Annotated in this window: 18 protein-coding genes; 14 read left to right on the forward strand and 4 right to left on the reverse strand. The window is 59.7% G+C overall.

Annotation, left to right across the window (positions count from 1 at the left end):
* Positions 1 to 3: 3 nt before the first annotated feature.
* Positions 4 to 894 (reverse strand): LysR family transcriptional regulator, encoded by an 891-nt coding sequence (locus M5B43_RS02465; protein WP_248748625.1) that lies wholly within the window; start codon positions 892 to 894, stop codon positions 4 to 6.
* 100 nt (positions 895 to 994) lie between these two features.
* Here M5B43_RS02465 and M5B43_RS02470 point away from each other — a divergent pair, with 100 nt between their 5' ends.
* The 5 genes from M5B43_RS02470 (at position 995) to M5B43_RS02495 (ending at position 6,806) form a co-directional block, all read left to right on the forward strand.
* Complete coding sequence (locus M5B43_RS02470) at positions 995 to 1,762, forward strand: sulfite exporter TauE/SafE family protein (RefSeq protein ID WP_248748626.1); 768 nt, start codon at positions 995 to 997, stop codon at positions 1,760 to 1,762.
* Between the two features lie 150 nt (positions 1,763 to 1,912).
* Positions 1,913 to 2,461 (forward strand): hypothetical protein, encoded by a 549-nt coding sequence (locus tag M5B43_RS02475; protein ID WP_005791157.1) that lies wholly within the window; start codon positions 1,913 to 1,915, stop codon positions 2,459 to 2,461.
* A 217-nt stretch (positions 2,462 to 2,678) separates the two neighbouring features.
* Entirely contained in the window at positions 2,679 to 4,148 is a 1,470-nt protein-coding gene (gene guaB / locus M5B43_RS02480) for an IMP dehydrogenase (RefSeq protein ID WP_248748627.1), read from the forward strand.
* Between the two features lie 80 nt (positions 4,149 to 4,228).
* Positions 4,229 to 5,806, forward strand: a complete 1,578-nt coding sequence (gene guaA, locus M5B43_RS02485; RefSeq protein WP_248748628.1) for a glutamine-hydrolyzing GMP synthase — start codon at positions 4,229 to 4,231, stop codon at positions 5,804 to 5,806.
* Positions 5,807 to 6,506: 700 nt separating this feature from the next.
* The gene (locus M5B43_RS02495) at positions 6,507 to 6,806 is read left to right on the forward strand and encodes a type II toxin-antitoxin system death-on-curing family toxin (RefSeq protein ID WP_349292346.1); all 300 of its coding nucleotides are present in this window, start codon (positions 6,507 to 6,509) and stop codon (positions 6,804 to 6,806) included.
* 224 nt (positions 6,807 to 7,030) lie between these two features.
* On the opposite strand, the gene M5B43_RS02500 is transcribed toward M5B43_RS02495, so the two are convergent.
* Together M5B43_RS02500 and treR are read right to left on the reverse strand one after the other, a co-directional pair.
* Positions 7,031 to 10,462 carry a membrane-targeted effector domain-containing toxin gene (locus M5B43_RS02500; protein ID WP_248748629.1) on the reverse strand — a complete coding sequence of 1,144 codons (3,432 nt, stop codon included), beginning with the start codon at positions 10,460 to 10,462 and terminating at the stop codon, positions 7,031 to 7,033.
* An 83-nt stretch (positions 10,463 to 10,545) separates the two neighbouring features.
* Positions 10,546 to 11,250: a trehalose operon repressor gene (gene treR / locus M5B43_RS02505; RefSeq protein ID WP_248748630.1), complete on the reverse strand. Its 705-nt coding sequence runs from the start codon at positions 11,248 to 11,250 to the stop codon at positions 10,546 to 10,548.
* Positions 11,251 to 11,506: 256 nt separating this feature from the next.
* On the opposite strand from treR, the gene treP reads away from it, so the two are divergent.
* The 5 genes from treP to M5B43_RS02530 all read left to right on the forward strand — a co-directional run bounded on the left by treP (position 11,507) and on the right by M5B43_RS02530 (position 18,854).
* Positions 11,507 to 12,949, forward strand: coding sequence for a PTS system trehalose-specific EIIBC component (treP, locus tag M5B43_RS02510; protein WP_248748631.1), 1,443 nt, complete (start codon positions 11,507 to 11,509; stop codon positions 12,947 to 12,949).
* 101 nt (positions 12,950 to 13,050) lie between these two features.
* Complete coding sequence (treC, locus tag M5B43_RS02515) at positions 13,051 to 14,697, forward strand: alpha,alpha-phosphotrehalase (protein ID WP_248748632.1); 1,647 nt, start codon at positions 13,051 to 13,053, stop codon at positions 14,695 to 14,697.
* A 74-nt stretch (positions 14,698 to 14,771) separates the two neighbouring features.
* Positions 14,772 to 15,992 carry a carbohydrate porin gene (locus tag M5B43_RS02520; protein WP_248748633.1) on the forward strand — a complete coding sequence of 407 codons (1,221 nt, stop codon included), beginning with the start codon at positions 14,772 to 14,774 and terminating at the stop codon, positions 15,990 to 15,992.
* A gap of 49 nt (positions 15,993 to 16,041) precedes the next feature.
* Positions 16,042 to 18,573 carry a phosphoenolpyruvate--protein phosphotransferase gene (ptsP, locus tag M5B43_RS02525; RefSeq protein ID WP_248748634.1) on the forward strand — a complete coding sequence of 844 codons (2,532 nt, stop codon included), beginning with the start codon at positions 16,042 to 16,044 and terminating at the stop codon, positions 18,571 to 18,573.
* Between the two features lie 2 nt (positions 18,574 to 18,575).
* The gene (locus M5B43_RS02530) at positions 18,576 to 18,854 is read left to right on the forward strand and encodes a PTS transporter subunit EIIB (RefSeq protein ID WP_248748635.1); all 279 of its coding nucleotides are present in this window, start codon (positions 18,576 to 18,578) and stop codon (positions 18,852 to 18,854) included.
* Positions 18,855 to 19,093: 239 nt separating this feature from the next.
* Here the strand turns inward: M5B43_RS02530 and mltF are convergent, their stop codons facing one another.
* Complete coding sequence (gene mltF, locus M5B43_RS02535) at positions 19,094 to 20,554, reverse strand: membrane-bound lytic murein transglycosylase MltF (RefSeq protein ID WP_248748636.1); 1,461 nt, start codon at positions 20,552 to 20,554, stop codon at positions 19,094 to 19,096.
* Between the two features lie 287 nt (positions 20,555 to 20,841).
* Between mltF and purL the strand changes: the two genes are divergently transcribed.
* From purL to M5B43_RS02555, 4 genes are all read left to right on the forward strand, one after another.
* Complete coding sequence (purL, locus tag M5B43_RS02540; protein WP_248748790.1) at positions 20,842 to 24,738, forward strand: phosphoribosylformylglycinamidine synthase; 3,897 nt, start codon at positions 20,842 to 20,844, stop codon at positions 24,736 to 24,738.
* 4 nt (positions 24,739 to 24,742) lie between these two features.
* Positions 24,743 to 25,054, forward strand: coding sequence for an NGG1p interacting factor NIF3 (locus M5B43_RS02545; RefSeq protein ID WP_248748637.1), 312 nt, complete (start codon positions 24,743 to 24,745; stop codon positions 25,052 to 25,054).
* 315 nt (positions 25,055 to 25,369) lie between these two features.
* A complete protein-coding gene (locus M5B43_RS02550; RefSeq protein WP_248748638.1) occupies positions 25,370 to 26,008 on the forward strand; it encodes a DUF6036 family nucleotidyltransferase in 639 nt (212 codons plus the stop codon).
* Positions 25,992 to 26,438 (forward strand): hypothetical protein, encoded by a 447-nt coding sequence (locus M5B43_RS02555; RefSeq protein WP_124359699.1) that lies wholly within the window; start codon positions 25,992 to 25,994, stop codon positions 26,436 to 26,438. Before M5B43_RS02550 ends, M5B43_RS02555 begins: the two co-directional genes overlap by 17 nt.
* Positions 26,439 to 26,450: the final 12 nt, after the last annotated feature.

Raw genomic sequence — 26,450 nt, forward strand, 5'->3', positions numbered from 1 at the left:
AGTTTATAGGCATTCGTGCAGGGTTTGACAGAATTGCTCCACCAGCGCGTTCGGCGCTTGTGCGCAGGCCAGGGCTACCGTGCTGTGGCAGTCCGGGTCGGCCAGGGGCAGAAAGTGCACGCTGGGCGGGGCGATGTCCTGCATGGATTTTGGTAACAAGGCAATACCGAAACCGGCCTGGATCAATTGCAACTGCGTGGTCTTGCGCGACATCACTCGAGCCGCCTTGGGGAAAAAACCTGCACGCATGCACAATTCGGCTGACAGATAACTCAAGCCGCCACGTTGAGGATGAGGGATCGAGATAAACGCTTCGTCCATGAGTTGCGCCCACTCAATCGCTGCGCTGCTGCGTGCCAACGGATGATCCGCCGGCACTGCCAGCACCAACGGCTCGGTGTACAACGGCACCACGCGCACGCCTTCGCGCTGGCGCAATACCGGCAACCGCAGCAGGCCGACGTCCAGGCGACCCTCGGCGATTTCCTCCAACTGGGTTTCGGAGGAGAGTTTGACAATGTCCACCGACACACCCGCGCAGCGCTCCAGCCAGGTGCTGATGCCTTGCAGTAACGCCCCGCTCATTGGCACGGTACTCGAGTGGCTCAGGCGCAGGGTGCCGAGCTGGCCATGGCCCACTTGCTTCGCCAAGTCGCTGGCCTTGAGCAACTCACTCAGCAGGTTGCGCGCCCGTGGGTAGAAGGCTTCGCCAGCGGCTGTCAACCGCGGCTGGCGTGCGGTGCGTTCGAACAGCGGGGTTTGCAATTGGGACTCCAGCGCCTTGATCTGTCGGCTCAAGGCCGATTGCGCCACGAACAGGCGTTCGGCGGCGGCACTGAAGCTACCGCTGTCGGCGATTTCGACGAAGTAACGCAGTTGGCGAGTGGAGATCACAAGTCATGCCTTTTTGAGATGGGTGGTGAGCTTTGAAGATATTAGTCGCAACGCTTGTCGATGGCTAAAGTGAACGGCATCTCAATAGAAGGAATAAGTCATGAGCCCGGTTGAGCTGATGAGCCAGTGGTCGTTCGGCGGTATTGATTGGCTGGTGATCGGCCTGGGCGTGACGGTGGCGTATATCGTGTTCGGCATTGCCGGGTTCGGGACGGCGTTGGTGGCGGGGCCGATCCTGATTCTATTCATGCCGCTGTCGAAGATTATCCCGTTGCTGGTGCTCCTGGACTTTGTCGCGGCGTTTGGCGGCTTGTTGCAAACGCGGCACGATGTGAACAAGCCGGAACTGTTGCGGCTGCTGCCCTGCATGGCCATCGGCTGCACCCTGGGCGTGGTGTTTTTGCTCAACCTGCATTCGGACCTGTTGCTGTTGTTGATGGGGCTGTTTATCAGCGCCTACGCGATTTACAGCCTGGCGGTAAACGCGCGGCCGACTCAACTGGCGGCGGGCTGGTCGATTCCGATGGGCACTGTGGGGGGGCTATTTGGTGCGCTATTCGGCAGTGGTGGCTTTTTATATGCGATTTACCTGAACAGCCGTTTGCCCAAGGACGCGGCGCGGGCCACGCAAAGCGCGCTGATCAGTTGCAGCACGGTCGTGCGCTTGAGTCTGTTCCTGATTGCCGGGGTGTATGCAGATGCGCCGTTATTGATGTTGGCGGTTTGCCTGTTGCCGGCGATGGCCCTGGGGCTGTGGTGTGGGCGCAGGCTGACGATGCGGCTGTCCCGTGAGGCATTCGTGCGGTGGGTGACTTGGCTGGTATTGGCCAGCGGTATTACGTTAATCGGGCGGTATTTGAGTACTTGACCTGATTTTTTCAGGGATTAAGCTGCCAGCCTTCAGGACCTCTTAGCGAGCAAGCCCGCTCCCACAATTGACCGCACTTATCCAGCAGGATCGCGGTCGAATGTGCGGGCTTGCTCGCGAAGGCGTCAGACGGCACACCGCAGGACTCCCATGAATTCCCAAAGCATCCTTGTCCCGAAAATCTCCACCTTGCCCGTCCACGAACCCCGCGCCCGGGCGATCGTGCGTTGGCTGGTGCGCAAGAACATCATCAAGGAAGAGTTGACCACGTGCGGCCGCACCGGCAATCGCATGGGCTACGCCCTGGCCGACGGCGCCCGCGCCGTGGTGCTGCACCCCGAGGCGCTGCCGTTCAACGAGCCGGTCAATGGCCTGGAGATCATCTACAAGCGCTGCATCTATACGCCGGCCAAGGGCTTTCTCGAAGAAGCCGGCTGCCCGGAATGCCTTAAAGAGGTTGGCGAGGCGCTGTTCGAGAGCCTGGAAGACTGGATGCCCGGCCACACCGATAACTTCACCTGCCCGCTGTGTGGGCATGAAGACGACATCAATGGGTTCCTTTTCCTGCAAGAGTGTGGGTTTTCCAACCTAGGGTTCATCTTTAACAACTGGGCGGAGGCGGGGTTCAAGCAGAGCTTTATCGACGAATTTGCCGATTGGCTCGATCAAAAGATGAGTTGGGTCAAAGTCGAGCTGTAGGCGCGAGCTTGCTCGCGAAAATCGTCAACGGTAACGCGGGTTGTCTGGTTTTAGGCGGTGCCCTGGCGTTCTTCGCGAGCAAGCTCGCTCCTACGCAAAAGCGGCAGGTTTTCTCCATCTATCAGTATTACCAAGTTTGTCAGAGTTTTACATTGAGCCCGGCAGGGTGCATGTATATAATGGCGCGCTTCCATTTTCCCGCTCGGGAGCCCCCGCGATGCTGCGTATCAGCCAAGAAGCTCTGACATTCGACGACATTCTCCTAGTGCCCGGTTATTCCGAGGTGCTTCCTAACGAAGTCAGTCTCAAGACCCGCCTAACCCGTGGCATCGAGCTGAATATTCCCCTGGTTTCCGCTGCCATGGACACCGTCACCGAAGCCCGTCTGGCCATTGCCATGGCTCAGGAAGGCGGTATCGGCATCATCCACAAGAACATGACCATCGAGCAGCAAGCTGCCGAAGTGCGCAAGGTCAAGCGTTACGAAGCCGGTGTGGTGAAAGATCCCATCACCATCGAAGCTGACGCCACCGTGCGTGACCTGTTCGAACTCACTCGCATGCACAACATCTCCGGCGTCCCGGTCCTGCATGATGGCGACCTGGTCGGCATCGTCACTTCCCGTGACGTGCGTTTCGAGAACCGCCTTGAAGTCACCGTCCGTGAAGTGATGACGCCTAAAGAGCGCCTCGTTACCGTCAAGGAAGGCGCCGACAAGAACGATGTGCGTGAATTGCTGCACAAGCACCGCATCGAGCGCGTGCTGATCGTCGACGACAAATTCGCCCTCAAGGGCATGATGACCGTCAACGACATCGAAAAAGCCAAGGCTTACCCGCTGGCCAGCAAGGATGACCAAGGTCGTTTGCGCGTTGGCGCGGCTGTCGGTACCGGTAAAGACACCGGCGACCGTGTCGCGGCGCTGGTCGCTGCCGGTGTTGATGTCGTCGTGGTCGACACGGCCCACGGTCACTCCAAAGGCGTGATCGACCGCGTTCGCTGGGTCAAGCAGAACTTCCCTGAAGTGCAGGTGATCGGCGGCAACATCGCCACCGGCGCTGCCGCCAAGGCCCTGGCCGAAGCGGGTGCCGATGCGGTCAAGGTCGGTATCGGCCCAGGTTCCATCTGCACCACGCGTATCGTTGCTGGTGTGGGTGTGCCGCAAATCAGCGCCATCGCCAACGTCGCCGCTGCCCTTGAAGGCACCGGTGTACCGCTGATCGCAGACGGCGGCATCCGTTTCTCCGGTGACCTGTCCAAGGCCATCGTGGCCGGTGCTTCCTGCGTGATGATGGGCTCGATGTTCGCCGGTACCGAAGAAGCGCCGGGCGAGATCGAACTGTTCCAGGGCCGTTCGTACAAGGCTTACCGTGGCATGGGTTCGCTGGGCGCCATGTCCCAGGCGCAAGGTTCTTCCGATCGTTACTTCCAGGACTCCTCGGCAGGCGCCGAGAAGCTCGTACCGGAAGGCATCGAAGGCCGTGTTCCTTACAAGGGCACCCTGAGCGCGATCATCCACCAACTGATGGGCGGCCTGCGTTCCTCGATGGGTTACACCGGCAGCGCCAACATCGAAGAAATGCGCACCAAGCCAGAGTTCGTGCGGATCACCGGCGCCGGCATGGCTGAATCCCATGTCCACGACGTGCAGATCACCAAGGAAGCGCCAAACTACCGCGTAGGTTGATGCTTCCAGCAAAATGTTAAGTAACCGGGGCTGTTCTTCAGCCCCGAGTTGTTTCTGATTCATTAGACGAGACTGACTTCATGGCCCTCGACATTCACGCCCACCGTATCCTGATCCTCGACTTCGGTTCCCAGTACACCCAGCTGATCGCCCGCCGCGTGCGTGAAATCGGCGTGTACTGCGAACTGCATCCGTTCGACATGGACGACGAAGCGATCCGCGAATTCGCACCTAAAGGCGTCATCCTCGCCGGTGGCCCCGAGTCCGTGCACGAAGCCAACAGCCCGCGTTGCCCGCAAGCCGTATTCGACCTGGGCGTACCGGTCTTCGGTATCTGCTACGGCATGCAGACCATGGCCGAGCAACTGGGCGGCAAGGTTGAAGGTTCCGAGTTGCGTGAATTCGGTTATGCCCGTGTCGACGTAGTCGGCAAGAGCCGCCTGCTGGACGGTATCGAAGACCACGTTGACGCCGATGGCCTGTTCGGCCTCGACGTGTGGATGAGCCACGGTGACAAGGTCACCAGGATGCCGGAAGACTTCCACATCCTGGCCAGCACCCCGAGCTGCCCCATCGCCGGCATGTTCAGCGACGAGCGTCGTTACTACGGCGTGCAGTTCCACCCGGAAGTGACCCACACCAAGCAGGGCGGCCGCATCCTGTCGCGCTTCATCCTCGACATCTGCGAGTGTGAAGCCCTGTGGACGCCGTCGAAAATCGCTGAAGACGCCATCGCCCAGGTACGCGCCCAGGTTGGCACCGACAACGTGCTGCTCGGCCTGTCCGGCGGCGTTGACTCCTCCGTGGTTGCCGCGCTGCTGCACAAAGCCATCGGCGACCAGCTGACCTGCGTGTTCGTCGACAACGGCCTGCTGCGCCTGCACGAAGGCGAACAAGTGATGGCCATGTTCGCCGAGAACATGGGCGTCAAGGTGATCCGTGCCAACGCCGAAGATCAGTTCTTGAACAACCTGGCCGGCGAGTCCGACCCAGAGAAGAAGCGCAAGATCATCGGCCGCACCTTCATCGACGTCTTCGATGCCCAGTCCAACAAACTGGACAACATCAAGTACCTCGCCCAGGGCACTATTTACCCCGACGTGATCGAGTCGGCCGGCGCCAAGAGCGGCAAGGCCCACGTGATCAAGTCCCACCACAACGTGGGTGGCCTGCCTGAGGAAATGAACCTCAAGCTGGTAGAACCGCTGCGCGAGCTGTTCAAGGACGAAGTCCGCCGTCTGGGCCTGGAGCTGGGCCTGCCGTACGACATGGTCTACCGCCACCCATTCCCAGGCCCGGGCCTGGGCGTGCGTATCCTGGGTGAAGTGAAGAAGGAATACGCCGACCTGCTGCGTCGCGCCGACCACATCTTCATCGAAGAACTGCGCAAGGCCGACTGGTACCACAAGGTCAGCCAGGCATTCGTGGTGTTCCAGCCAGTGAAATCCGTTGGCGTTGTAGGCGATGGCCGTCGTTACGCATGGGTCGTGGCCCTGCGTGCCGTAGAGACCATCGACTTCATGACCGCTCGTTGGGCACACCTGCCGTACGAACTGCTGGAAACTGTCAGCGGCCGTATCATCAATGAAATCGAAGGCATTTCGCGCGTGACGTATGACGTGTCGAGCAAGCCGCCGGCGACGATTGAGTGGGAATGATGGGACGTCCGGCATTGTCCGGCACCCACTAGCAATAAATGCCCTGGAGCCCGCGTAATTGCGGGCTTTTGGCTTTTTGGGTCTGGCAAATTCTGGCAGCTTTGTGCATCGCCAAGCACCGTATTTATTTGGCACGGTGCGAGCATTGACTGAGCCCAATGTCATGCTCGGTATTCGATATCATGTCGTCTCTGTAGGGGGCAGCAGACATTTTGGAATCTGCGGTGAAACCGCATGGCCGATCAAGCAGGGCTTGCTGCTAGTCGAGGTGGGGCGCAAGCCCAGCCTGACGGATGCTGAGTCAGGCGCTGGTGTGGCATTGATGCCAATAGGCAAGTGGCGTACGAAGCTGTCGATGGCTCGGTGTATCTTGCCTCTCAGTGTGCTACCGTGTGAGCAGAAATTGATCAAGCCGTTTGGGGTACTCAAGCCATGAACCACAAGCTGAACACCTATGGCGTATCCATAGTAGAGAGGCCTAAAGTTAAAGCTATCAAGAAGCTGGACTTGGGTGGCGACTCGGGTAAACAGATCGTTTATTCAGAAACCAAGCTCGTTCTCAGAACGCACAAGAAGACCTTTCAGAAGTTGGCTGATATGTAATGGAATTGATCTTCTTTCCATTTGAACGTGTCATTGAGATAAACACTCAGATCTTGACTACCGAGCCTGGCATGCAGGGCGGATAAATATTCCGATCTTGCAAGGCGCGCTGGCCCGAATCGACAATGCAATTGCCTATAATGGCCTCGACGATGTATTTGAAATTGCCGCCAAGTACACTGCCAGTATCGCGCAAGGCCACGCACTACCTGATGCTAACAAGCGCACCGGGCTTGCAGTCGGCTTGGAGTACCTTTCGCTCAATGATTATGAAATTACTCTAGATAATGATCTGATAGCGGATGCCGTTAGGGATTTGGTTATCGGCGATATCAACGAGCATGATTTTGCAGATATTCTTTACTCCTGCTTCATCGCTTCTCAAAATCAGGCTTAGCACTAGGAAGACCTGTCAAATTCACTGGCTCAGTTAGCCGTAGTCATGATTAGGCAATAGCAGAGTTTTCCAGGCTGATCGGTCATATATGCTATTGAGCTGCTGGCTGAAGTTGTACGTGATGGACATGCAGATGAATGCCTGCCTGGCCCCCACCATGAGTCGTAAGTAAACAAAGCCCCGGCACTGCCGGGGCTTTGTTGTTTCAGGACGGTGACCCGTGGCTAGCGAGCAAATGGCTCCCACTGCCCTTGTGCGTTGAGCCGAACTGCAATCGAGTCCGCAGTGGCGTTGGGGGCGTGGGGGTTGATGATGGCCCAGCCGCTGGTCCCCCCTCGATAGGTTTCATAGCGCACGTAATAGGGCTTGCTATCGTACATAATCGCCTCGGCAGGGTCGGACTTGAGGCGATAGATCCCTTGGTATTTCCCAGGTTCGCTGACCGGTACTTCGCCCTCCAGGATCTCATTGGCTTCCCACGCGGGAGGAACCTGCGGGGCGCTGGTCGCCGCCGGCATCTCGGGTAAATTAACGGCGGGAACGAAGCCTGCGGCTGGCGGGATGTCGTCGTAAGCGGGCACGTTATTGATGTTTACCTCGGCCGTCGGAATCTGCGTCTTGATCAATGGCAACCCCCTGAACCGCATGCCCTGGTTGTTCAGGGCCTGGAGCAGTTCCGTCAGCGAGTTGTAAACGGTACCGTTAAGCCGAGGGAACTGGGTCGCATCAATAAAGTAACCCTGGCTGGCGGTGCTCTGGATGGTACTGCGCACCAGCGCCTTGAGCCGATTACGGTGGATCAGGGTCAATGTCGATTGGGTCTGTTCCAGCAGGTAATCACCCGGAAGCTTGAGTGCATCCTCGACCTGTCGCTCAGTGAACACATAGGTGCGTGGCAGCTCCAGTTCGGTCATGGGGACTTTCAGAGTGAGGTCGGTGTCCAGTGCCCTCAGGCGCGGGTTCACTTTGGCGTAATTCACCACTTTGGGGCCCAGGCGTACTTCCACCTTGGGGCTGGCGGCATTGAGCTCCTCGCCGATGCGCAGGCTGGTACCGCCGTTTATTTCACTGACACCTGCCACGCCCCGGAACGTGTTGGTGTTTTGCGCCTCGGTCAACGCCACCCATTTGCCGACGCCGTTCTTGAGCTGGTCCAGGCGGATGATTTCACTGGTCAAAAAGTTCTTGGCCATTTGTTCATCCACCGCCACCGCGAACGATCGATAATTGGCCAGGCAGCCCGTGGCCTGCACGCGTATGCCGTAGGCCCTGGCGGCGGTGAGCAGTGCCTGGGTGTTAAAGCGTACCGGCAACAAGGCATCCATTTGCCCAAGATAGGTTTTCAGGTCGTCAGACAGCACCCCGGTCTTGGCGAACGTATCGAGGTCCAGTTGATGCAGGTCGTTGAGCAGCCGGTTCAGGTAGAGCGTCTTGATCCCTTGTCGCGCCAGGGCCGGCATGTCTTTGATCAGGACGTACAAGCTGGCGATGCGATTCGGGCTTTCAGCGACCACCAGGCCGGGCGCGGTTTTGAACACGGCTTCAATCAACTCGCTGGAGGACATTTCTGGCGTGAGCGAGGGAAGGGCAGGGCGTTCGGGCAGGGTGTGGATGAAAAATGGCCGGGAAAAAAAGTTGCGCGCCGCCGTAAGGATTTTGGTTCGCGCTGGATTGATAAAATAATCTGACGTGAAGAAGTCAGTAAAGCCGCCTCCAGGCTTGGCGATACGTTTGAAGTGGTCCGGCCTGCCGCCCATTGCCAGCTCGATCTGGTACTGGCCGAGGTCGTTGAGGTCGTAGGGGGTGCTGAGGCTGGAGGGCGGGTTATTGGTGTTGGGCGACCCATAGGAACTCGGCATTGTTGCTTCGGCCGCCCTTGTCCCTGCCGCGACCGTATCGACTGGGGCGCCTCCCCTGATGGCGTCGGATGGGCGCAGAGCGAGCTCCCATTCACCGGCGGCGTTCAGCTGTACCGGGCGTGTGCCGTAAAAAGCGTTAGGGTTCTGCGGATCGATGATGGCCCAGCTCCCTTCGCCATTGATATCGGCCTCGTAGCGCACGTAATAGACGGCATCCTTGAACTTGATGACGGTTGAAGGGTTGGCTTTGACGCTGTAGATATTGCGGTAGCGCCCGCCTTCACTCATCGGGGTTGCCCCTTCCAGGCCTTGCAGGCGCTTCCAGGCGCTAGGAATCGGGGGCGTGGAAGCCGGTGGCTCCCCGGCTGTGGGGGGTACCGGTGTTTCTCCACCCGTCGGTGTCACTGCTGGCTCATCGACGGGGTCAGGCTGTAGTTCCTTTTTGTACTCGGCTATTTCGGCGGCCTCGGCGGCATCGACTTCCGGGCCCACCTCCGTGATCGGGCCTGGCCCGGCCAAGGCCAGCACGTTGAACAGCATGGCGATACCATTGATCACCGCCGCCGTCACGCCAGCCTTGCGCTCTGCGCGGGTACGGCCGTTGACGGCCTGATCGATATTCATCCCGGTGAGCGCGATGCTGGCGCCCAGGACCGGCAAAGCCACTTCCCAACCGATCGCGGCCATTGGGCCGAAAACTTTCAAACCGGCGCTCAGGTAGCCTATCCACAGTTTCTTTTGCAGGTCTTTCTGGGTGGTCAGCAGTTGCCGAGCCTCGTCGTACATGGACCAGCGCGTACGCTCCATCAGCCAGGAGAAGGCATCGACACCGACCACCTGGTTTTTGCGGTTGATCAGGTGGTGGTCGGACTTGCCCCAAGTACCGACCAGACGGTTCATCAGGTCAGTGATGTTCTCCTGCATGGCCAGGCGATCAGACAGCGGAAAGTGACAGAGGAAGGCGTCACGGCTCTGTTCGTTGTTCATCTTGCCCAGAACCCACCAGTGCATGTCCGCCGGGGTCTCGAGGACCTGGAACGCAGGGGTGTCGCCGGGCGTGTAAAGAATCTGGCGGCCCTTCGGGTCGACAATGCGTAGCAAGTTGAACGCCACATGGCCGTCTACATCCAGGGCGTATACCTGGGGGCTTTCGCCTGGCGACACTTCGGTTTGCAGCATCTTGCGGGTGATCGGCCACGTCACGTTGGAGGCGACAGTATTGATGCAGGTCTGTAGGTCCTCCTTCGTCAGTTGTTTGAGGTCGGCGGCCTGAACCGCCTTGCTGAGAAAATTGCATTTGGCCAGGGTTCGGAAGTCGTCGGCATGGCTGTGCCAGAAGTCATCCAGTTGACCGTTGTAGAGGCTGTCGAATCGAATGTTCCAGAAGTCCTTCAGCACGTCGTTGCCATGCAGGCGTACTTCGTTGGTTTCATTGAAGTCGCCATACACCGGACCCGCGGTGTAAAAACCGCCATACAGGTCGAGCAAGTCGGCGTTGTCGAAATCGGTGGCACGAAAGCGATGAATCACCAACTGCGTCAGGGTTGTCGATTCGTAGGGTTTTTCCAGCAGGTGTTCCCAACCGGTGAAGGTCTTGGTGCTGCTCTGGGCGCCCTTGAACCGATGGTAGTAGACATCATCCGGGTCCAGGCCTTTTACACCATGCTTTTGCAGGATGTCGCAGGCGGTTTGATGGGCGCTGTCATTCAGGCTGGGGCATGCCGGGATCACTTGGGTGGCCAGCGTTATCAGCGCGGCCTTGTCGGCTGCGTTGGGAAGGGGGGTACCGGTACTCATGGAGGGGCTCATCCTTCAAAAAAGAAGGCGAGGGTCCCTCAGGTGCGACGCTTGCGGGCGCTACATAGTTGTTGGGTGAGGCTTCAGCGCCGCGCAATATCCGAAAAGTAAAACTTATCCAGCGTATGCCGCGACTCGGTGTATTCGAACTGCCGTCCGTCCTGCAAGAACGTCTGGTTACTGACCACGATCACGTGGCTCTGACCTTCGAGGTCCAGGTGGGTCTGATCGTCCTTGCCGCGTGGCAGGGCTTCGATGGTGCGCTGGGCGTAGCTGATTTGCAGCTGCAGGGTCTGTTCGATAAACGCGTAGATCGACTGTTCGGCGATGTTGCGGTCCAGGCCGGGGATCAGGTCGGCGATGAAATGGTTGATGTCCAGGATCACCCGTTTACCGCCGATGCGTCGTACCCGCTTGATGCGGGTGATCAGCGTGCCGGGCTCGGCCTCGATGTGTTGCAGCAGTGACCCCTCCAACGGAATCTGGGTGAATTCGACCACTTCGGTGCGTACGTCATCACCCAGGTCGGCGTGGGTTTCGTGGAAGCTGACGATACCGCCCAGTTGGAACTCGATCGGGTTGGGCGACAACACAAAGGTGCCCTTGCCGTGGATCTTTTGCGCAAAGCCTCGTTCCTGCAACTGCTCGATGGCGCGGCGCACGGTGCCGCGGCTGGCTTGGTAGGCGTCCATCAGTTCGGTTTCGGAGGGGAGGCGCGTGCCGCGTTGCAGGCGTTCAGTAGTAATGCTGGCAAGCAGATCCGTATAGATCTGGTTGTATTTGCTCATAGCGATGGCTCTGTGCCCGACTTGATGAAGGTGAACTGTGCGTTCAAGGCAGGAACCTTAGTGGCAGAGGTGGGGTTTGTCCATTGGACAGCTGTACGGTCAGGGGAAAAATCTGACGGAAAGCGTGTAGTCATAAACAAAAGTGTAACTCGTACAGACGAGTTGTTGATTTAACTCGTACAGACGAGTACTTTTCCCTCCTCGGCGTGCTGCCAACGACTGCCACCCATAAAAACAATCACAGTGGAAAACGAGCATGAGCCACGACTATTCAACGATTGCCCGCGAGATTCTCGACAACCTCGGAGGCCGCGAAAACCTTGAGCAGGCCGCCCATTGCGTGACCCGCCTGCGCCTGGCGCTCAAGGACCCCAGCCTGGTCAACAGCAGTGCGTTGAACCAGGTCGACCTGGTCAAGGGGTCGTTCTTCACCGGTGGTTTGTTCCAGGTGGTGATCGGCCCCGGTGAGGTGGAGAAAGTCTACGCGGCGCTGCGCGAACAGACCGGCCTTGCCGCCTCGACCATTGCCGACGTCAAGAAAGCCGGCGGCGACAAGACCAACCCCATGCAGCGCCTGGTGCGGGTGTTCTCCGATGTGTTCATGCCGATCCTGCCCGCGCTGATCATCGCCGGCCTGTTGATGGGCGTGAACAACCTGATGGGCGCCAAGGGCATGTTCATCGAAGGCCAGACGCTGCTGGAGGCCTACCCGAACCTGGATGGCCTGTGGAGCCTGATCAACCTGATGGCCAACACCTCCTTCGTGTTCCTGCCGGCGCTGGTGGGGTGGTCGGCGGCCAAGCGTTTTGGTGGCAGTGAAATCCTCGGCATCGTGCTCGGCCTGATGCTGGTGCACCCTGACCTGCTCAATGCCTGGAACTACGGCAAGGCCGTTGCCGGGCTCGACGGCCAGAGCCTGCCGTACTTCGATATTTTCGGCTGGTTCAAGATCGAGAAGGTCGGCTACCAAGGCCAGATCCTGCCGATCCTGATGGCCGCGTATGTGATGAGCGTCATTGAGAAATGGTTGCGGGCGCGGGTGCCCAATGCGATTCAACTGCTCGTCGTACCCATCACCACCATCGTCGTCACCGGTGTGCTTGCACTGGCAGTCATCGGCCCGGTGACCCGTCACCTCGGCATCCTGATCACCGAGGGCGTGGTCACCTTGTTTGACTTGGCGCCCATGGTCGGCGGGACGATTTTCGGCCTGCTGTATGCGCCATTGGTGATCACCGGCATGCACCACATGTTCCTCGCCGTCGACCTGCAATTGATCTCCACCCAGGGCGGCACGTTTATCTGGCCAATGATTGTCATGTCCAACCTGGCCCAGGGCAGTGCCGCACTCGGCGTGTTCTACATGAGCCGCAATGCGCGGGATAAAAGCATGGCCTCGACCTCGGCGGTTTCCGCCTACTTCGGCATCACGGAGCCGGCGATGTTCGGGGTGAACCTGCGCTTCAAGTTTCCCTTCTACGCCGCCTTGTTGGGGTCAGCGCTGGGCAGCATTTTCCTGTCACTGAACAAGGTTCAAGCCTCGGCCATCGGCGTCGGTGGCTTGCCCGGGTTCATCTCGATCATTCCGCAGTTCATCCCAAGTTTTGTCATCGGGATGGTCATCGCGATTGTCGTGCCGTTTGTTGTGACCTGTGTGTTGAGCATGAAGATTGTCCGGCCTGGGTATCGGGTCGCCTGATCCACCGCTATCAGGGGCAAGCCCCTCCCTCAATGTGGGAGGGGGCTTGCCCCCGATGAGGCCCTCAAGGCCAACGCAAAACTCTACTGAAGGAGCCCACCATGCAAGACTGGCAACACTCGGTGATCTACCAGATCTACCCCAAAAGCTTCCATAGCCACGCGGGTAACGCCACCGGTGACCTGCTGGGCATCGTGGACAAACTCGATTACCTGAAATGGCTGGGCGTGGATTGCCTATGGATCACGCCGTTCCTGCGTTCGCCGCAACGCGATAACGGCTATGACATCAGTGACTACTACGCCATCGACCCCAGCTACGGGACCATGGCCGATTGCGACCTGCTGATCAGCGAAGCCGCCAAGCGCGGCATCAAGCTGATGCTCGACATCGTGGTCAATCACACCTCCATCGAACATGAGTGGTTCCAGCAGGCGCGCAGCAGCCTCGACAACCCCTACCGTGACTTCTACATCTGGCGCGACCAACCGAATAACTGGGAGTCCAAGTTCGGTGGTTCGGCCTGGGAATACGAGGCGCAGACCGGCCAGTACTTCCTGCACCTGTTCGACCACACCCAGGCCGACCTCAATTGGGACAACCCCAAGGTGCGCGCCGAGGTGTTCAAGCTGATGCGCTTCTGGCGCGACAAAGGCGTGGGCGGTTTCCGCCTGGACGTGATCAACCTGATCTCCAAGCCCGCCGATTTCCCCGAAGACGACACTGACGGTCGGCGTTTCTATACCGACGGCCCGAACGTGCACGAATACCTGCAGGAAATGCACCGCGAAGTCTTCGAAGGCCATGACCTGATCAACGTCGGCGAGATGTCATCCACCAGCCTTGAACATTGCGTCCGCTATTCGCGGCCGGAGTCGAAAGAGCTGTCGATGACCTTCAACTTTCACCACCTGAAAGTCGATTACCCCAACTTGCAAAAGTGGGTGAAGGCTGACTTTGATTTCTTGCAGCTCAAGCAGATCTTTTCTGACTGGCAACTGGGGATGCAGGCCGGTGGAGGTTGGAACGCATTGTTCTGGTGCAACCACGACCAGCCACGAGTGGTCTCGCGTTTTGGTGACGACGGCGAGCACCGTGTGGTCTCGGCCAAGATGCTTGCCACGGCACTGCACTTCCTCCAGGGCACGCCGTATGTGTACCAGGGCGAAGAGCTGGGCATGACCAATCCAGGGTTCGACAAGATCGATCAGTACCGCGATGTGGAGACCCTGAATATCTTCCGCCTCAAGCGCGATGCGGGTGAGTCCGAGGCCTCGAGCATGGCGGCGATCATGCAGAAATCTCGCGATAACGGGCGCACGCCTATGCAATGGAGCGGCCAGGCGAATGCCGGCTTCAGTGCCGGTGAACCGTGGATCGGGATCCCGGCCAACGCGGTGCAGATCAACGTAGAGAGCCAGTTGGGCGACCCGGATTCAGTGTTGCATCACTACCGCGCGTTGATCGCCTTGCGGCGTCATGAACCGCTGATCCAGGAAGGTCTTTATCGGCAACTGCTGCAAGACCACCTCCAAGTCTGGGCATACCTGCGAGAGGGGCATGGCGAGCGCCTGCTGGTGCTGAACAACTTTTATGGCTCGCCCTGCGAAATCCAATTGCCGCAAGGCGTTATCAGCGCGGCGGGTGAGCAACGCCTGCTGATCAGCAACTACCCCGATTGCCCGGTGCGCTCGAACACGGTGGTGTTGCGACCTTACGAATCGTTTGTGCTGCACCTCAAGGACTGAGAGACCCGCAATAACCCCTGTATGGGAGTGCAGGGGCGCTTTAAAAAAACATAATAAAAATATCGGAGTGCTTCATGAAAACAACAATAAAGCTGGGCCTCATCGCGTCATGTCTCACCGCGCCTTTTGCTGCTCAGGCACTGGAATTTGCTGGTTACTTGCGCAGTGGCGCGGGCACGTCCACGGGCAGCGGCAAGCAGCAGTGTTTCCAACTGCCGGGGGCGCAATCCAAGTACCGCTTGGGTAACGAATGCGAGCAGTACGCTGAACTGGAATTGCGCCAGGACCTGCTGACACTCGACGATGGCTCGGTGCTCAGCGTCGATGCCATGGCCTCCTTGTACAACAAATACGACCGTGCCCTGAAATTCCAGGGTGAAGACAACGGCTCGGCGCGCATGCCGCAGATGTATGCGCAGTGGTCCAACCTGCCCAGCCTCAATGGCGGTTCGGTATGGGCCGGGCGGCGTTACTACAAACGTAACGACATCCATATCTCCGACTTCTACTACTGGAACCAGAGCGCCACGGGTGGCGGTGTCGAGGATGTGTTGATCGGCGACCTCAAATACAGCTACGCCATTTCCCGCAAGGACAACCTGTACCAGAAGGAATACGCCACGCGTCACGACTTCAACGTCGCAGGCTTCAAGACCAACCCCGGCGGCGAGCTGGAGTTCGGCTTGAGCTATATCGAAAAAGCCGGCGGGCGTGACGCCAACAGCGGTTGGGCGCTCACGGCGCAGCATGTGCAAAAACCTTTCCTGGGCGGCAAGAACAAATTCGCCCTGCAATATGGCGAAGGCCCCGGCACCGGCCTGGGCTACACCGGCAATACCGCCCTGGATAACAGCAGCAAAAGTTACCGCGCCGTAGAGTTTTTCGACTGGCAGGTGACGCCGCGCTTTGGCGGGCAGATCGAAGCGGTGTACCAGAAGGACATTCGTCCAGGCAGCCAGGACCAGACCTGGATGTCCCTCGGTGTGCGCCCGGCGTACGCCATCAGTGAGCAGTTCAAACTGGTCACGGAGCTGGGTCATGATCAGGTCGAAGCCACGGGCGGTACGCGCAAGCTGAGCAAATTTACCTTCGCCCCGACCTGGTCGCCCAAAGGCCCGGATTTCTGGGCGCGCCCGGAAGTGCGTTTGTACTACACCTACGCCACTTGGAACGAAGCGGCCAAGCGTGCGGCGAATGAGCTGGCGGCGGGTTCAGCGCTGTCCGACACCGGCGCCTACGGCACTGCGCGGCATGGTTCGAACGTCGGTGTGCAGGTTGAGTATTGGTGGAAGTAATTCGGTTTCCGCCCAATGATTTTTACAGAACCCAACAGCAGGTGACGTCATGACCACATCTCAACCCCTGGAATTGCTGGCGCCCCTGTCTGGGGTGCTGTTGGCGCTGGATCAGGTGCCTGACCCGGTATTTTCCAGCCGCCTGATCGGCGATGGCCTGTGCATCGATCCTACGTCGCAGACCCTCTGCGCGCCGTTGGCCGGGGTGATCAGCAATATCCAGGACAGTGGTCATGCGGTGAGTGTCACCGACGACAACGGCGTACAGGTGCTGATGCATATCGGCCTGGATACCGTGAGCCTGGCGGGAAAGGGCTTCACCCGACTGGTCGAGGAAGGCCAGCGGGTGGAGGCCGGGCAAGCGCTGATTGAGTTCGATGCCGACTTTGTGGCGCTGCATGCACGCAGTTTGCTGACCTTGATGTTGGTGGTGAGTGGCGAGCCGTTTGTGCCGCTGGCACCGGATCAGGGGCTGGTCGAGCAAGGTCAGCCACTCATGCGAGTGTCGCCCGCGCAGGCGTCGGCAGAGGCGGACGAGGAGGCGGGCGATGCGCTGTTCTCCAAGCCGCTGACCCTGCCCAACGCCAACGGTTTGCATGCCCGCCCTGCGGCGGTGCTGGCCCAGGCGGCGAAAGGGTTCGGCTCAAGCATTTACTTGCACAAGCAAACCCAGAGCGCCAATGCCAAGTCGCTGGTGGCGATCATGGCGCTGCAAACCCAGCGGGGCGATACCCTGCAAGTGAGTGCGGCAGGTGACGATGCCGAGGCCGCGATCAAGGCGCTGGTGGCGTTGCTCGCCGAGGGCTGTGGCGAGACGATCACTGCACCGGCCGTGGTGGTCGAGGCCGTCGCGTCACCATCGTCGGCGGTATTGCTGCGTGGCGTGTGTGCGTCCCCGGGCTCGGCGTTTGGCCAAGTGGTACAAGTGGCTGAGCCTTTACTGAAGATTACCGAAGCGGGCGCGGGCGAAGTGTTCGAACGTGCGGCACTGGCGCGTGGCCTGCTGGCGGCAGCCGAGGCACTGCAAAGCCTTCAGGCCAAGGCGGCCGGCAGCGCCCAGGCAGAGATTTTTCGCGCCCATCAAGAGCTGCTCGACGATCCGACGCTGCTGGAGCAAGCCCATGCCCTGCTGGCCAATGGCAAAAGTGCGGCATTTGCCTGGAACCGCGCCACGGTGACCACCGCCACCTTGTTCCAGGGCTTGGGCAATGCGCTGCTCGCGGAACGGGCGGCGGATTTGGCGGATGTCGGCCAGCGCGTGCTGAAACTGATACTCGGTATCCAGGACCGCGCATGGGACCTGCCTGAGCAGGCTATCTTGATCGCCGAGCAACTGACCCCGTCGCAAACCGCCAGCCTGGATACGCGCAAAGTACTGGGTTTCGTCACCGTTGGCGGCGGCGCGACCAGCCATGTCGCCATTCTTGCCCGTGCGCTCGGCCTACCGGCTATTTGTGGTGTGCCGGCTCACGTGCTGGCGCTGCCCAACGGTAAACAGGTCTTGCTCGACGCCGACAAAGGCGAGCTGCATCTGGACCCGGACCTGGCCGAGATCGAACAACTGCAGGCTGCTCGCCACCAGCAAGTGCAGAGGCGTCAACGTGAAGTGGCGCAGGCTACCTTACCGGCCACGACCCGCGACGGGCATCACGTGGAGGTCACCGCCAACGTTGCTTCGTTGCAGGAGGTGGAGCAGTCCCTGAGCCTGGGGGGGGAGGGCGTTGGCCTGTTGCGTTCGGAGTTCCTTTACCTGGACCGCAACCGTGCGCCAAGCCCCGAAGAGCAAGCCGGCACCTACAGCGCCATCGCCCGTGCCCTGGGCGCCGAGCGCAACCTGGTGGTGCGCACCCTGGACGTCGGTGGCGACAAACCCTTGGTCTATGTGCCGATGGAAGCCGAGACCAACCCCTTCCTCGGGTTGCGCGGCATTCGCCTGTGCCTGGAACGCCCTGAGCTTTTGCGCGAACAGTTCCGCGCGATCCTTGCCAGTGCCGGTTTTGCACGGCTGCATATCATGCTACCGATGGTCAGCCTGCTCTCGGAGCTGCATCTGGCGCGCAAGATTCTTCAGGAAGAAGCGCTGGCGCTCGGGCTCAGCGAATTGCCCAAGCTGGGCATCATGATTGAAGTGCCTAGCGCCGCGTTGATGGCGGATGTCTTTGCACCGCATGTGGATTTCTTCTCCATTGGTACCAATGACTTGACCCAGTACACCCTGGCCATGGACCGCGACCACCCGCGCCTGGCCAGCCAGGCCGACAGCTTTCACCCGGCGGTGCTGCGTCTGATCGCCACCACGGTCAAGGCCGCCCATGCCCATGGTAAGTGGGTGGGCGTGTGCGGTGCGCTGGCGTCCGAAGCCTTGGCGGTGCCGGTGCTGATCGGGCTGGGCGTTGATGAGCTGTCAGTCAGCGTACCGCTGATCCCCACCATCAAGGCCACCGTGCGTGAGCTGGACCTGGTCGATTGCCAGATCATCGCCCGCCAGGTGTTGGGCCTGGAAGAAGCTGCCCAGGTGCGTGAGGCATTGCGCCTGTACCACGCGGCCACTGTTGAAACCTCATCTGTCGTGGAGCTCTGAGCATGTTCGAGAAATTACAGCGGGCGTTCTGGAAAGCCCTGACCCCGGACTTGATTGCCGAGACGCCTGCCACGCCAACACCGAGCCTGTTGTCGGCCGATGTGCTGAGTGCATTGGGCGGTGCCGATAACCTCAAGTCACAACAGCGCGTGGCGCTGACGCGGGTGCGCGTGCAATTACAGAATGCTGAGAAGTTTGATGCAGCAGCGTTAAAGGCCGCGGGAGTACCTGGGGTGATGGTATTGACGGGCGGGGTGGTCCATCTGCTTACCGGCCTCTAAGCCAAGTAGAGATCAAAATGTGGGCGGGGCTTGCCCCCGACGCCGGTGGGTCAGCGACACCTCTTTTGAAGGCAGTCATATTTCCCTGTGGCGAGCGGGCTTGTCCCGCGTTGGGCTGCGTAGCGGCCCCAAAAGCTGTCTCTGTGGAGTATCGGGTACACCGCATTCGTCCTTGTTTGGGGGCGCTACGCGCCCCAACGCGGGACAAGCCCGCTCGCCACATGGGTTCTGCGGTGCTTTTACAGCTTCGGGTTCTCTTCCGGTGGCTTGGTCTTGTCGATACCCGGCACGTGCAAGTTGCCTTCCACCACTTGGTTGCCTTCCAGCTGCGGCTGGGTCACCCAGGTGAGAATGTCGTAGTAACGCCGGATGTTCGCCACGAAGTGCACCGGCTCGCCGCCACGCGCATAGCCATAGCGGGTCTTGCTGTACCACTGCTTCTGCGACAGGCGCGGGAGCATTTTCTTCACGTCCAGCCACTTGTTCGGGTTAAGGCCGTCCTTCTTGGCCAGCGTACGCGCGTCTTCGAGATGGCCGGTGCCCACGTTGTAGGCGGCGAGGGCAAACCATGTGCGGTCCGGCTCGGCGATGCTGTCGTCCAATTCATCCTTGATCTTGGCCAGGTACTTGGCACCGCCCATGATGCTTTGCTTGGCGTCCAGGCGGTTGGACACGCCCATCGCCTGGGCCGTGTTCTGTGTCAGCATCATCAGGCCACGCACGCCGGTCTTGGACGTGACGGCCGGTTGCCACAGCGATTCCTGGTAGCCGATGGCGGCCAAGAGTCGCCAGTCGACTTTTTCTTCCTTGGCGTAGGCCCTGAAATGTTTCTCATACTTGGGCAGGCGTTGCTGCAAATGCTGGGCGAACGTATAGGCACCCATGTAGCCGAGGACATCGACGTGCCCGTAATAGCGGTCTTTAAGACGCTGCAGGGTGCCGTTCTTCTCAACCTTGTCCAGGTAGCTGTTGATCTCGTTGAGCAGGCTGTTGTCCTCACCCGGCGCCACGGCCCAGCTTTGATTGCTGGCATTGCCGAGGTCGAACGCCACGCGCACGTTGGGGAAGTACACCTGGTTCATCGCCACTTCGTTGGAGTCCACCAGGGTCAGGTCGATTTGCCCTTCATCGACCATGCGTAGCAGGTCGACGACTTCAACGGCGTCGGATTCTTCGTATTCGATCGCAGGGTTCTGCTTTTTCAGCTCCGCCAATTGTTCGGCGTGGGTGCTGCCCTTGAGCACCATGATCTTCTTGCCCACCAGGTCGGCCGCGTTGGTCGGGCGTGACTGGCCATTGCGGTAGATAACCTGCGGGGTCACTTCCAGGTAAGGATGGGAGAAGCGCACCTGCTGCTTGCGCTGCTCGCTGCTGACCAGGCCGGCGGCGGCCAGGACCGGGCCGTTGGGTTTGCCCAATTGGCCGAACAGGTCGTCGAGGTTGTCGGCGGTCTCGATCTCGAGCTTCACCCCCAGGTCGTCGGCAAAACGCTTGACCAGTTCGTATTCGAAACCGGTTTCACCGTTCCGGTCCTGGAAATACGTGGCCGGGCTGTTCCGGGTAACCACCCGCAGTACGCCATCCTCCTTGATTCGCTCGAGCGTGCTGGGTTTATCAACACAGGCGCTGAGCATCAGGAAGAGTCCGGTGGCGATGAGCCATTTGGCGTATCGCGGGCGCAAAGCAGTTGGGGAGAACATCTGCGCAGTATACGCAAACCGCCCACGGCGCCATATCTCGACAGCAGGGGACTTGTCTGCTAGCGCCCTGAAAAGCGTGCTGCAGCCCGCAGAAACGGGGCTTGGCGACCGATTGTGACGGTTAAAATAACTGTGCCGAATGCCTTGGACAGCGCCCCAATATCCTGCAAACCCTGGCAACTGACGTTCGGCAGCAGTCACCGGTAGCGTTTCGGGTGCCGTTGGCGATGGTTTACGCTAGAATGCACGGCCTCAAAGCACACCCCCTTCCCGAGGCTGTCCCGAAGATGTTGATCCTGCGCGGTGCTCCTGCCCTTTCTGCCTTTCGCCACAGCAAACTCCTTGAGCAACTGAGCCAGAAGGTACCTTCTGTCAGTGGCTTGTATGCTGAATTTGCTCACTTCGCCGACGTCACCGGCGTCTTGACCGCCGACGAACAGCAAGTGCTGGCACGCCTTTTGAAGTACGGCCCAAGCGTTCCCGTTCAAGAGCCGACCGGCCGCTTGTTCCTGGTTCTGCCGCGGTTCGGCACCATCTCGCCCTGGTCGAGCAAGGCCAGTGATATCGCCCGCAACTGTGGCCTGGACAAAATCCAGCGCCTGGAGCGCGGTATTGCTTTCTACGTCGCCGGCCAGTTCAGCGACGCCGAGGCCGAGCTGATCGCCAGCAGCCTGCACGACCGCATGACCCAGATCATCGTTGGCCAGCTGGAACAGGCCGCCGCTCTGTTCAGCCACGCCGAGCCCAAGCCGCTGACCGCAATTGACGTGCTCGGCGGTGGCCGCGCCGCCCTCGAGAAGGCCAACACCGAACTGGGCCTGGCCCTGGCCGAAGACGAGATCGACTACCTGGTCAACGCCTTCAACGGCTTGAAGCGCAACCCGCACGACATCGAACTGATGATGTTCGCCCAGGCCAACTCCGAGCACTGCCGTCACAAAATCTTCAACGCCAGTTGGGACATCGACGGCCAAAGCCAGGAAAAAAGCCTGTTCGGCATGATCAAGAACACCTACGTGATGCACAGCGAAGGCGTTCTTTCTGCTTATAAGGACAACGCCTCGGTGATCGTCGGCTCCGTCGCCGGCCGCTTCTTCCCGGACCCTGAGACCCGCCAGTACGGCGCGGTGCAGGAACCGGTGCACATCCTGATGAAGGTTGAGACCCACAACCACCCGACTGCGATTGCCCCGTTCCCGGGCGCAGCCACCGGTTCCGGCGGCGAAATCCGTGACGAAGGTGCAACCGGCCGTGGCGCCAAGCCCAAGGCGGGCCTCACCGGCTTTACCGTGTCCAACCTGCAGATCCCGGGCTTCGAACAGCCGTGGGAAGTGCCGTACGGCAAGCCTGAGCGCATTGTCACCGCGCTGGACATCATGATCGAAGGCCCGCTGGGCGGTGCTGCGTTCAACAACGAATTCGGGCGTCCGGCGCTGACCGGTTACTTCCGTACCTTCGAACAGTCCATCACTACCCCGCGTGGCGATGAAGTGCGCGGCTACCACAAGCCGATCATGTTGGCCGGCGGCATGGGCAACATCCGTGAAGAACACGTCAAGAAAGGCGAGATCCTGGTCGGCTCCAAGCTGATCGTGCTGGGTGGCCCGGCGATGCTGATCGGCCTGGGCGGCGGTGCGGCCTCTTCCATGGCCACCGGCACCAGCTCGGCAGACCTGGACTTCGCTTCCGTACAACGCGAAAACCCAGAGATGGAGCGTCGTTGCCAGGAAGTCATCGACCGTTGCTGGCAATTGGGTGACAAGAACCCGATCAGCTTCATCCACGACGTCGGTGCCGGTGGTTTGTCCAACGCCTTCCCGGAACTGGTCAACGATGGCGACCGTGGTGGCCGTTTCGAACTGCGCAACATTCCGAACGACGAGCCGGGCATGGCCCCGCACGAAATCTGGAGCAACGAATCCCAGGAGCGCTACGTTCTGGCCGTTGGCCCAGAAGACTTCGCACGCTTCCAGGCCATCTGCGAACGCGAGCGCTGCCCGTTTGCCGTGGTCGGCGAAGCCACTGCCGAGCCGCAACTGACCGTTACCGACAGCCATTTCGGCAACAGCCCGGTCGACATGCCGCTGGAAGTGCTGCTGGGCAAGGCCCCGCGCATGCACCGCTCGGCTGTGCGTGAAACCGAGCTGGGCGATGATTTCGACCCAAGCACGCTGAGCCTGGCCGACAGCATCGAACGTGTGCTGCACCACCCGGCCGTGGCGAGCAAAAGTTTCCTGATCACCATCGGCGACCGCACCATCACTGGCCTGGTTGCCCGTGACCAGATGGTTGGCCCATGGCAAGTGCCGGTGGCCGACGTTGCCGTCACCGCCACCAGTTTCGACGTCTACACCGGCGAAGCCATGGCGATGGGCGAGCGTACGCCGCTGGCCCTGCTGGACGCTCCGGCGTCGGGCCGCATGGCCATTGGTGAAACCCTCACCAACATCGCGGCATCGCGCATCGGCAAGCTGTCCGACATCAAGTTGTCGGCCAACTGGATGTCGGCTGCCGGCCACCCGGGCGAAGACGCGCGGCTGTACGACACGGTCAAAGCCGTCGGCATGGAGCTGTGCCCTGAGCTGGGGATCACCATTCCGGTGGGCAAGGACTCCATGTCCATGGCCACCCGTTGGAACGAAGACGGCACCGACAAGAGCGTCACTTCGCCGCTGTCGCTGATCGTCACCGGTTTCGCACCGGTCACCGACATCCGTCAGACCCTGACCCCGCAACTGCGCATGGACAAGGGCACCACCGATCTGATCCTGATCGACCTGGGCCGTGGCCAGAACCGCATGGGCGCCTCGATCCTCGCGCAAACCCACGGCAAGCTGGGCAAGCACGCGCCGGACGTGGATGACGCCGAAGACCTGAAAGCTTTCTTCGCGGTCATCCAGGGCCTCAACGCCGACGGCCATCTGTTGGCTTACCACGACCGTTCCGACGGCGGCTTGCTGACCAGCGTCGTGGAAATGGCCTTCGCCGGTCACTGCGGCCTGAACCTGGTGCTCGACAGCGTTGCCGAGGATGCCTCCGAAATCAACGGCATCCTGTTCAACGAAGAGCTGGGCGCCGTGATCCAGGTGCGCCAGGACGCTACCCCTGACGTGCTCGCACAATTCAGCGCAGCTGGCCTGGGCGACTGTGTGGCGGTCATCGGCCAGCCGATCAACAACGGCCAGATCGACATCGTCTTCAACGGCGACACCGTGTTCGAAGGCCAGCGCCGTCTGCTGCAACGCCAGTGGGCCGAGACCAGCTACCAGATCCAACGCCTGCGTGATAACGCTGACTGCGCCGAGCAGGAATTCAACGTGATCCTGGAAGAAGATAACCCGGGCCTGAGCACCAAGCTCAGCTTCGACGTCAACCAGGACATCGCCGCGCCTTACATCAAGAAAGGCATCCGCCCACAAGTTGCAGTACTGCGTGAGCAGGGTGTCAACGGCCAGGTGGAAATGGCGGCTGCGTTCGATCGCGCGGGCTTCAATGCGATTGACGTGCACATGAGCGACATCCTTGCCGGTCGCGTTGACCTCAATGAGTTCAAAGGCTTGGTGGCCTGCGGTGGTTTCTCCTACGGCGATGTGCTGGGTGCCGGTGAAGGCTGGGCCAAGTCGGCCCTGTTCAACAGCCGTGCCCGCGACGCGTTCCAAGGTTTCTTCGAGCGCAACGACAGCTTCACCCTGGGGGTGTGCAACGGTTGCCAGATGATGTCCAACCTGCACGAGCTGATCCCGGGCAGCGAGTTCTGGCCGCACTTTGTGCGTAACCGTTCCGAGCAGTTCGAAGCCCGTGTCGCCATGGTGCAGGTGCAGGAGTCCAACTCGATCTTCCTGCAAGGCATGGCCGGCTCGCGCATGCCGATCGCCATCGCCCACGGTGAAGGCCACGCCGAGTTCGAAAGCGAAGAAGCCTTGCTGGAAGCCGACCTGTCCGGTTGTGTGGCCATGCGCTTCGTCGACAACCATGGCAAGGTCACCGAAAGCTACCCGGCCAACCCGAACGGCTCGCCGCGCGGGATCACCGGCCTCACCAGCCGCGACGGTCGTGTGACCATCATGATGCCGCACCCGGAGCGCGTATTCCGCGCCGTGCAGAACTCGTGGCGCCCGGAAGAGTGGAACGAAGACGGCGCCTGGATGCGCATGTTCCGCAACGCTCGTGTGTGGGTGAACTAAGGCCGTGTACAAGCTCGCCTTCTTTGTGCCCGACAGCCACGTGGAGACGGTGAAAGCCGCCGTCTTCGCAGCCGGCGGCGGGCGCATTGGCGACTACGACCGCTGCGCCTGGCAAGTGCTGGGCCAGGGCCAATTCCGTGCGTTGGACGGCAGTCAGCCGTTTATCGGGCAGGTCGGCCAGGTTGAAGTGGTCGAGGAGTGGAAGGTTGAGCTGGTGGTGGCGGATGCGTTGATTGTGGCTGTCGTGGCTGCTTTGAAACTCAGTCACCCGTATGAGACACCGGCGTATGAGGTGTGGCAGTTGGCGGATTTTTGATTCGCCTATTGCATTAACGGGAAACCCGCTGGGCCAGTTTGGTCAGCGGGTTTTTTTTGTTGGCTGTAAGTGCCAATCGCAGGCAAGCCAGCTCCCACATTTGACCCCGTTGTCAGACCGTATATCAATCCCATGTGGGAGCTGGCTTGCCTGCGATGGCGTCGGTGCAAGCGCCTCAGAACTTTCCGACAAGCCTTTCAGGTTGTCCCTCGGAACCTGTCTCCCTAGCCTCAATCGGTCGCTGATAACTCAGTGATCGGGGCTTGAATTCAAGACCCGTCCAGCAATGATCTTGCGTACGGTTTGAAATTCAATATGCAAATTCCAGATTTCGTTGTTCCTCGCCTCAATACCAGCTCTGCGCTAGGGCAAGCTCTGATTTCAATGTTCAGATCCATTGAAATGGAATTGACGCTCGAAGGCGCCAGTCCGGGCGCGGTCCAGGTCATTGTATTCGGTGGTTGTGCTGTTCATTTATATACCCACCACCGTGTGTCCACGGACGTGGATGCGGAGATTTATTGCGCAAATACTCAAGACACGCTGCGCCTACGAACATTGCTTGCAGAGTTTCCAGAACGGTTTTTTGATGAGCGGTCTGGCCGTGTCATGGAGCTGAACTATGACCTCCAATACAACACTAGCTTTGGTCCGCTTCACGAAGACTACTGGGAGCGAAGTATTCCCCTAGAAGAATTTCCTCTTGAGTCTGCACTGCATCTTCATATAGCCGCGCCTATCGACATTGCAATTTCCAAACTGGGCAGAGCCACTGATCAGGATGTAGATGACATCATGGCTTTACTCAGGGCTGGCTTCATAGTGACCGCTGAGCTCCGTCAGCTGGCATTGCAGGCAATTGATATGTATGTTGGCAACAAAGAGCCACCCAGGTCCATACTGACCAATATCTTGCACGATTATCTGGAGACTGCAGATGGCGAAGCCTTTTAACGGTCCAGTCCTCTCTTCCGCCTTGGACACACTGGTCAAAAGCCCCTTGAATCAGGCTGATGATGCTGCCTTGGTCAGTGCAGCGAAAGCTGTGTGGTATTCGGATACGAATCTTGTGGGCGAGGTGAGGGCGTTCATTCAGGAGCACTCCAGTGAGGTAGAGCTTCGTCGCGCAGGCTATTTGCTTGAGCGCTTCACACGCTTTTCGTGTGCGACCGATAGTCGGGTAAAGGAAGCGTTGAAGGCGCTTGAACTGTTCTCAGCCTCAAGGCAATACGTGAAATCCCAAGGCGCTGTTGCGTTGCGCAGTCGTCGTGACGAACTGGCAATGTCCTGGGGATTAAGTGAGGGTCTGGGTTTGAAGGTTCAGACCTTGATGCCTTTTCAGACCCGCCACTATGAAGCCGAACAGCGTGCGGCGTCTGCCTAGGTATAGATAGCT

This window comes from Pseudomonas sp. MWU15-20650 (assembly GCF_023242475.1).
Taxonomy (GTDB): Bacteria; Pseudomonadota; Gammaproteobacteria; order Pseudomonadales; family Pseudomonadaceae; genus Aquipseudomonas.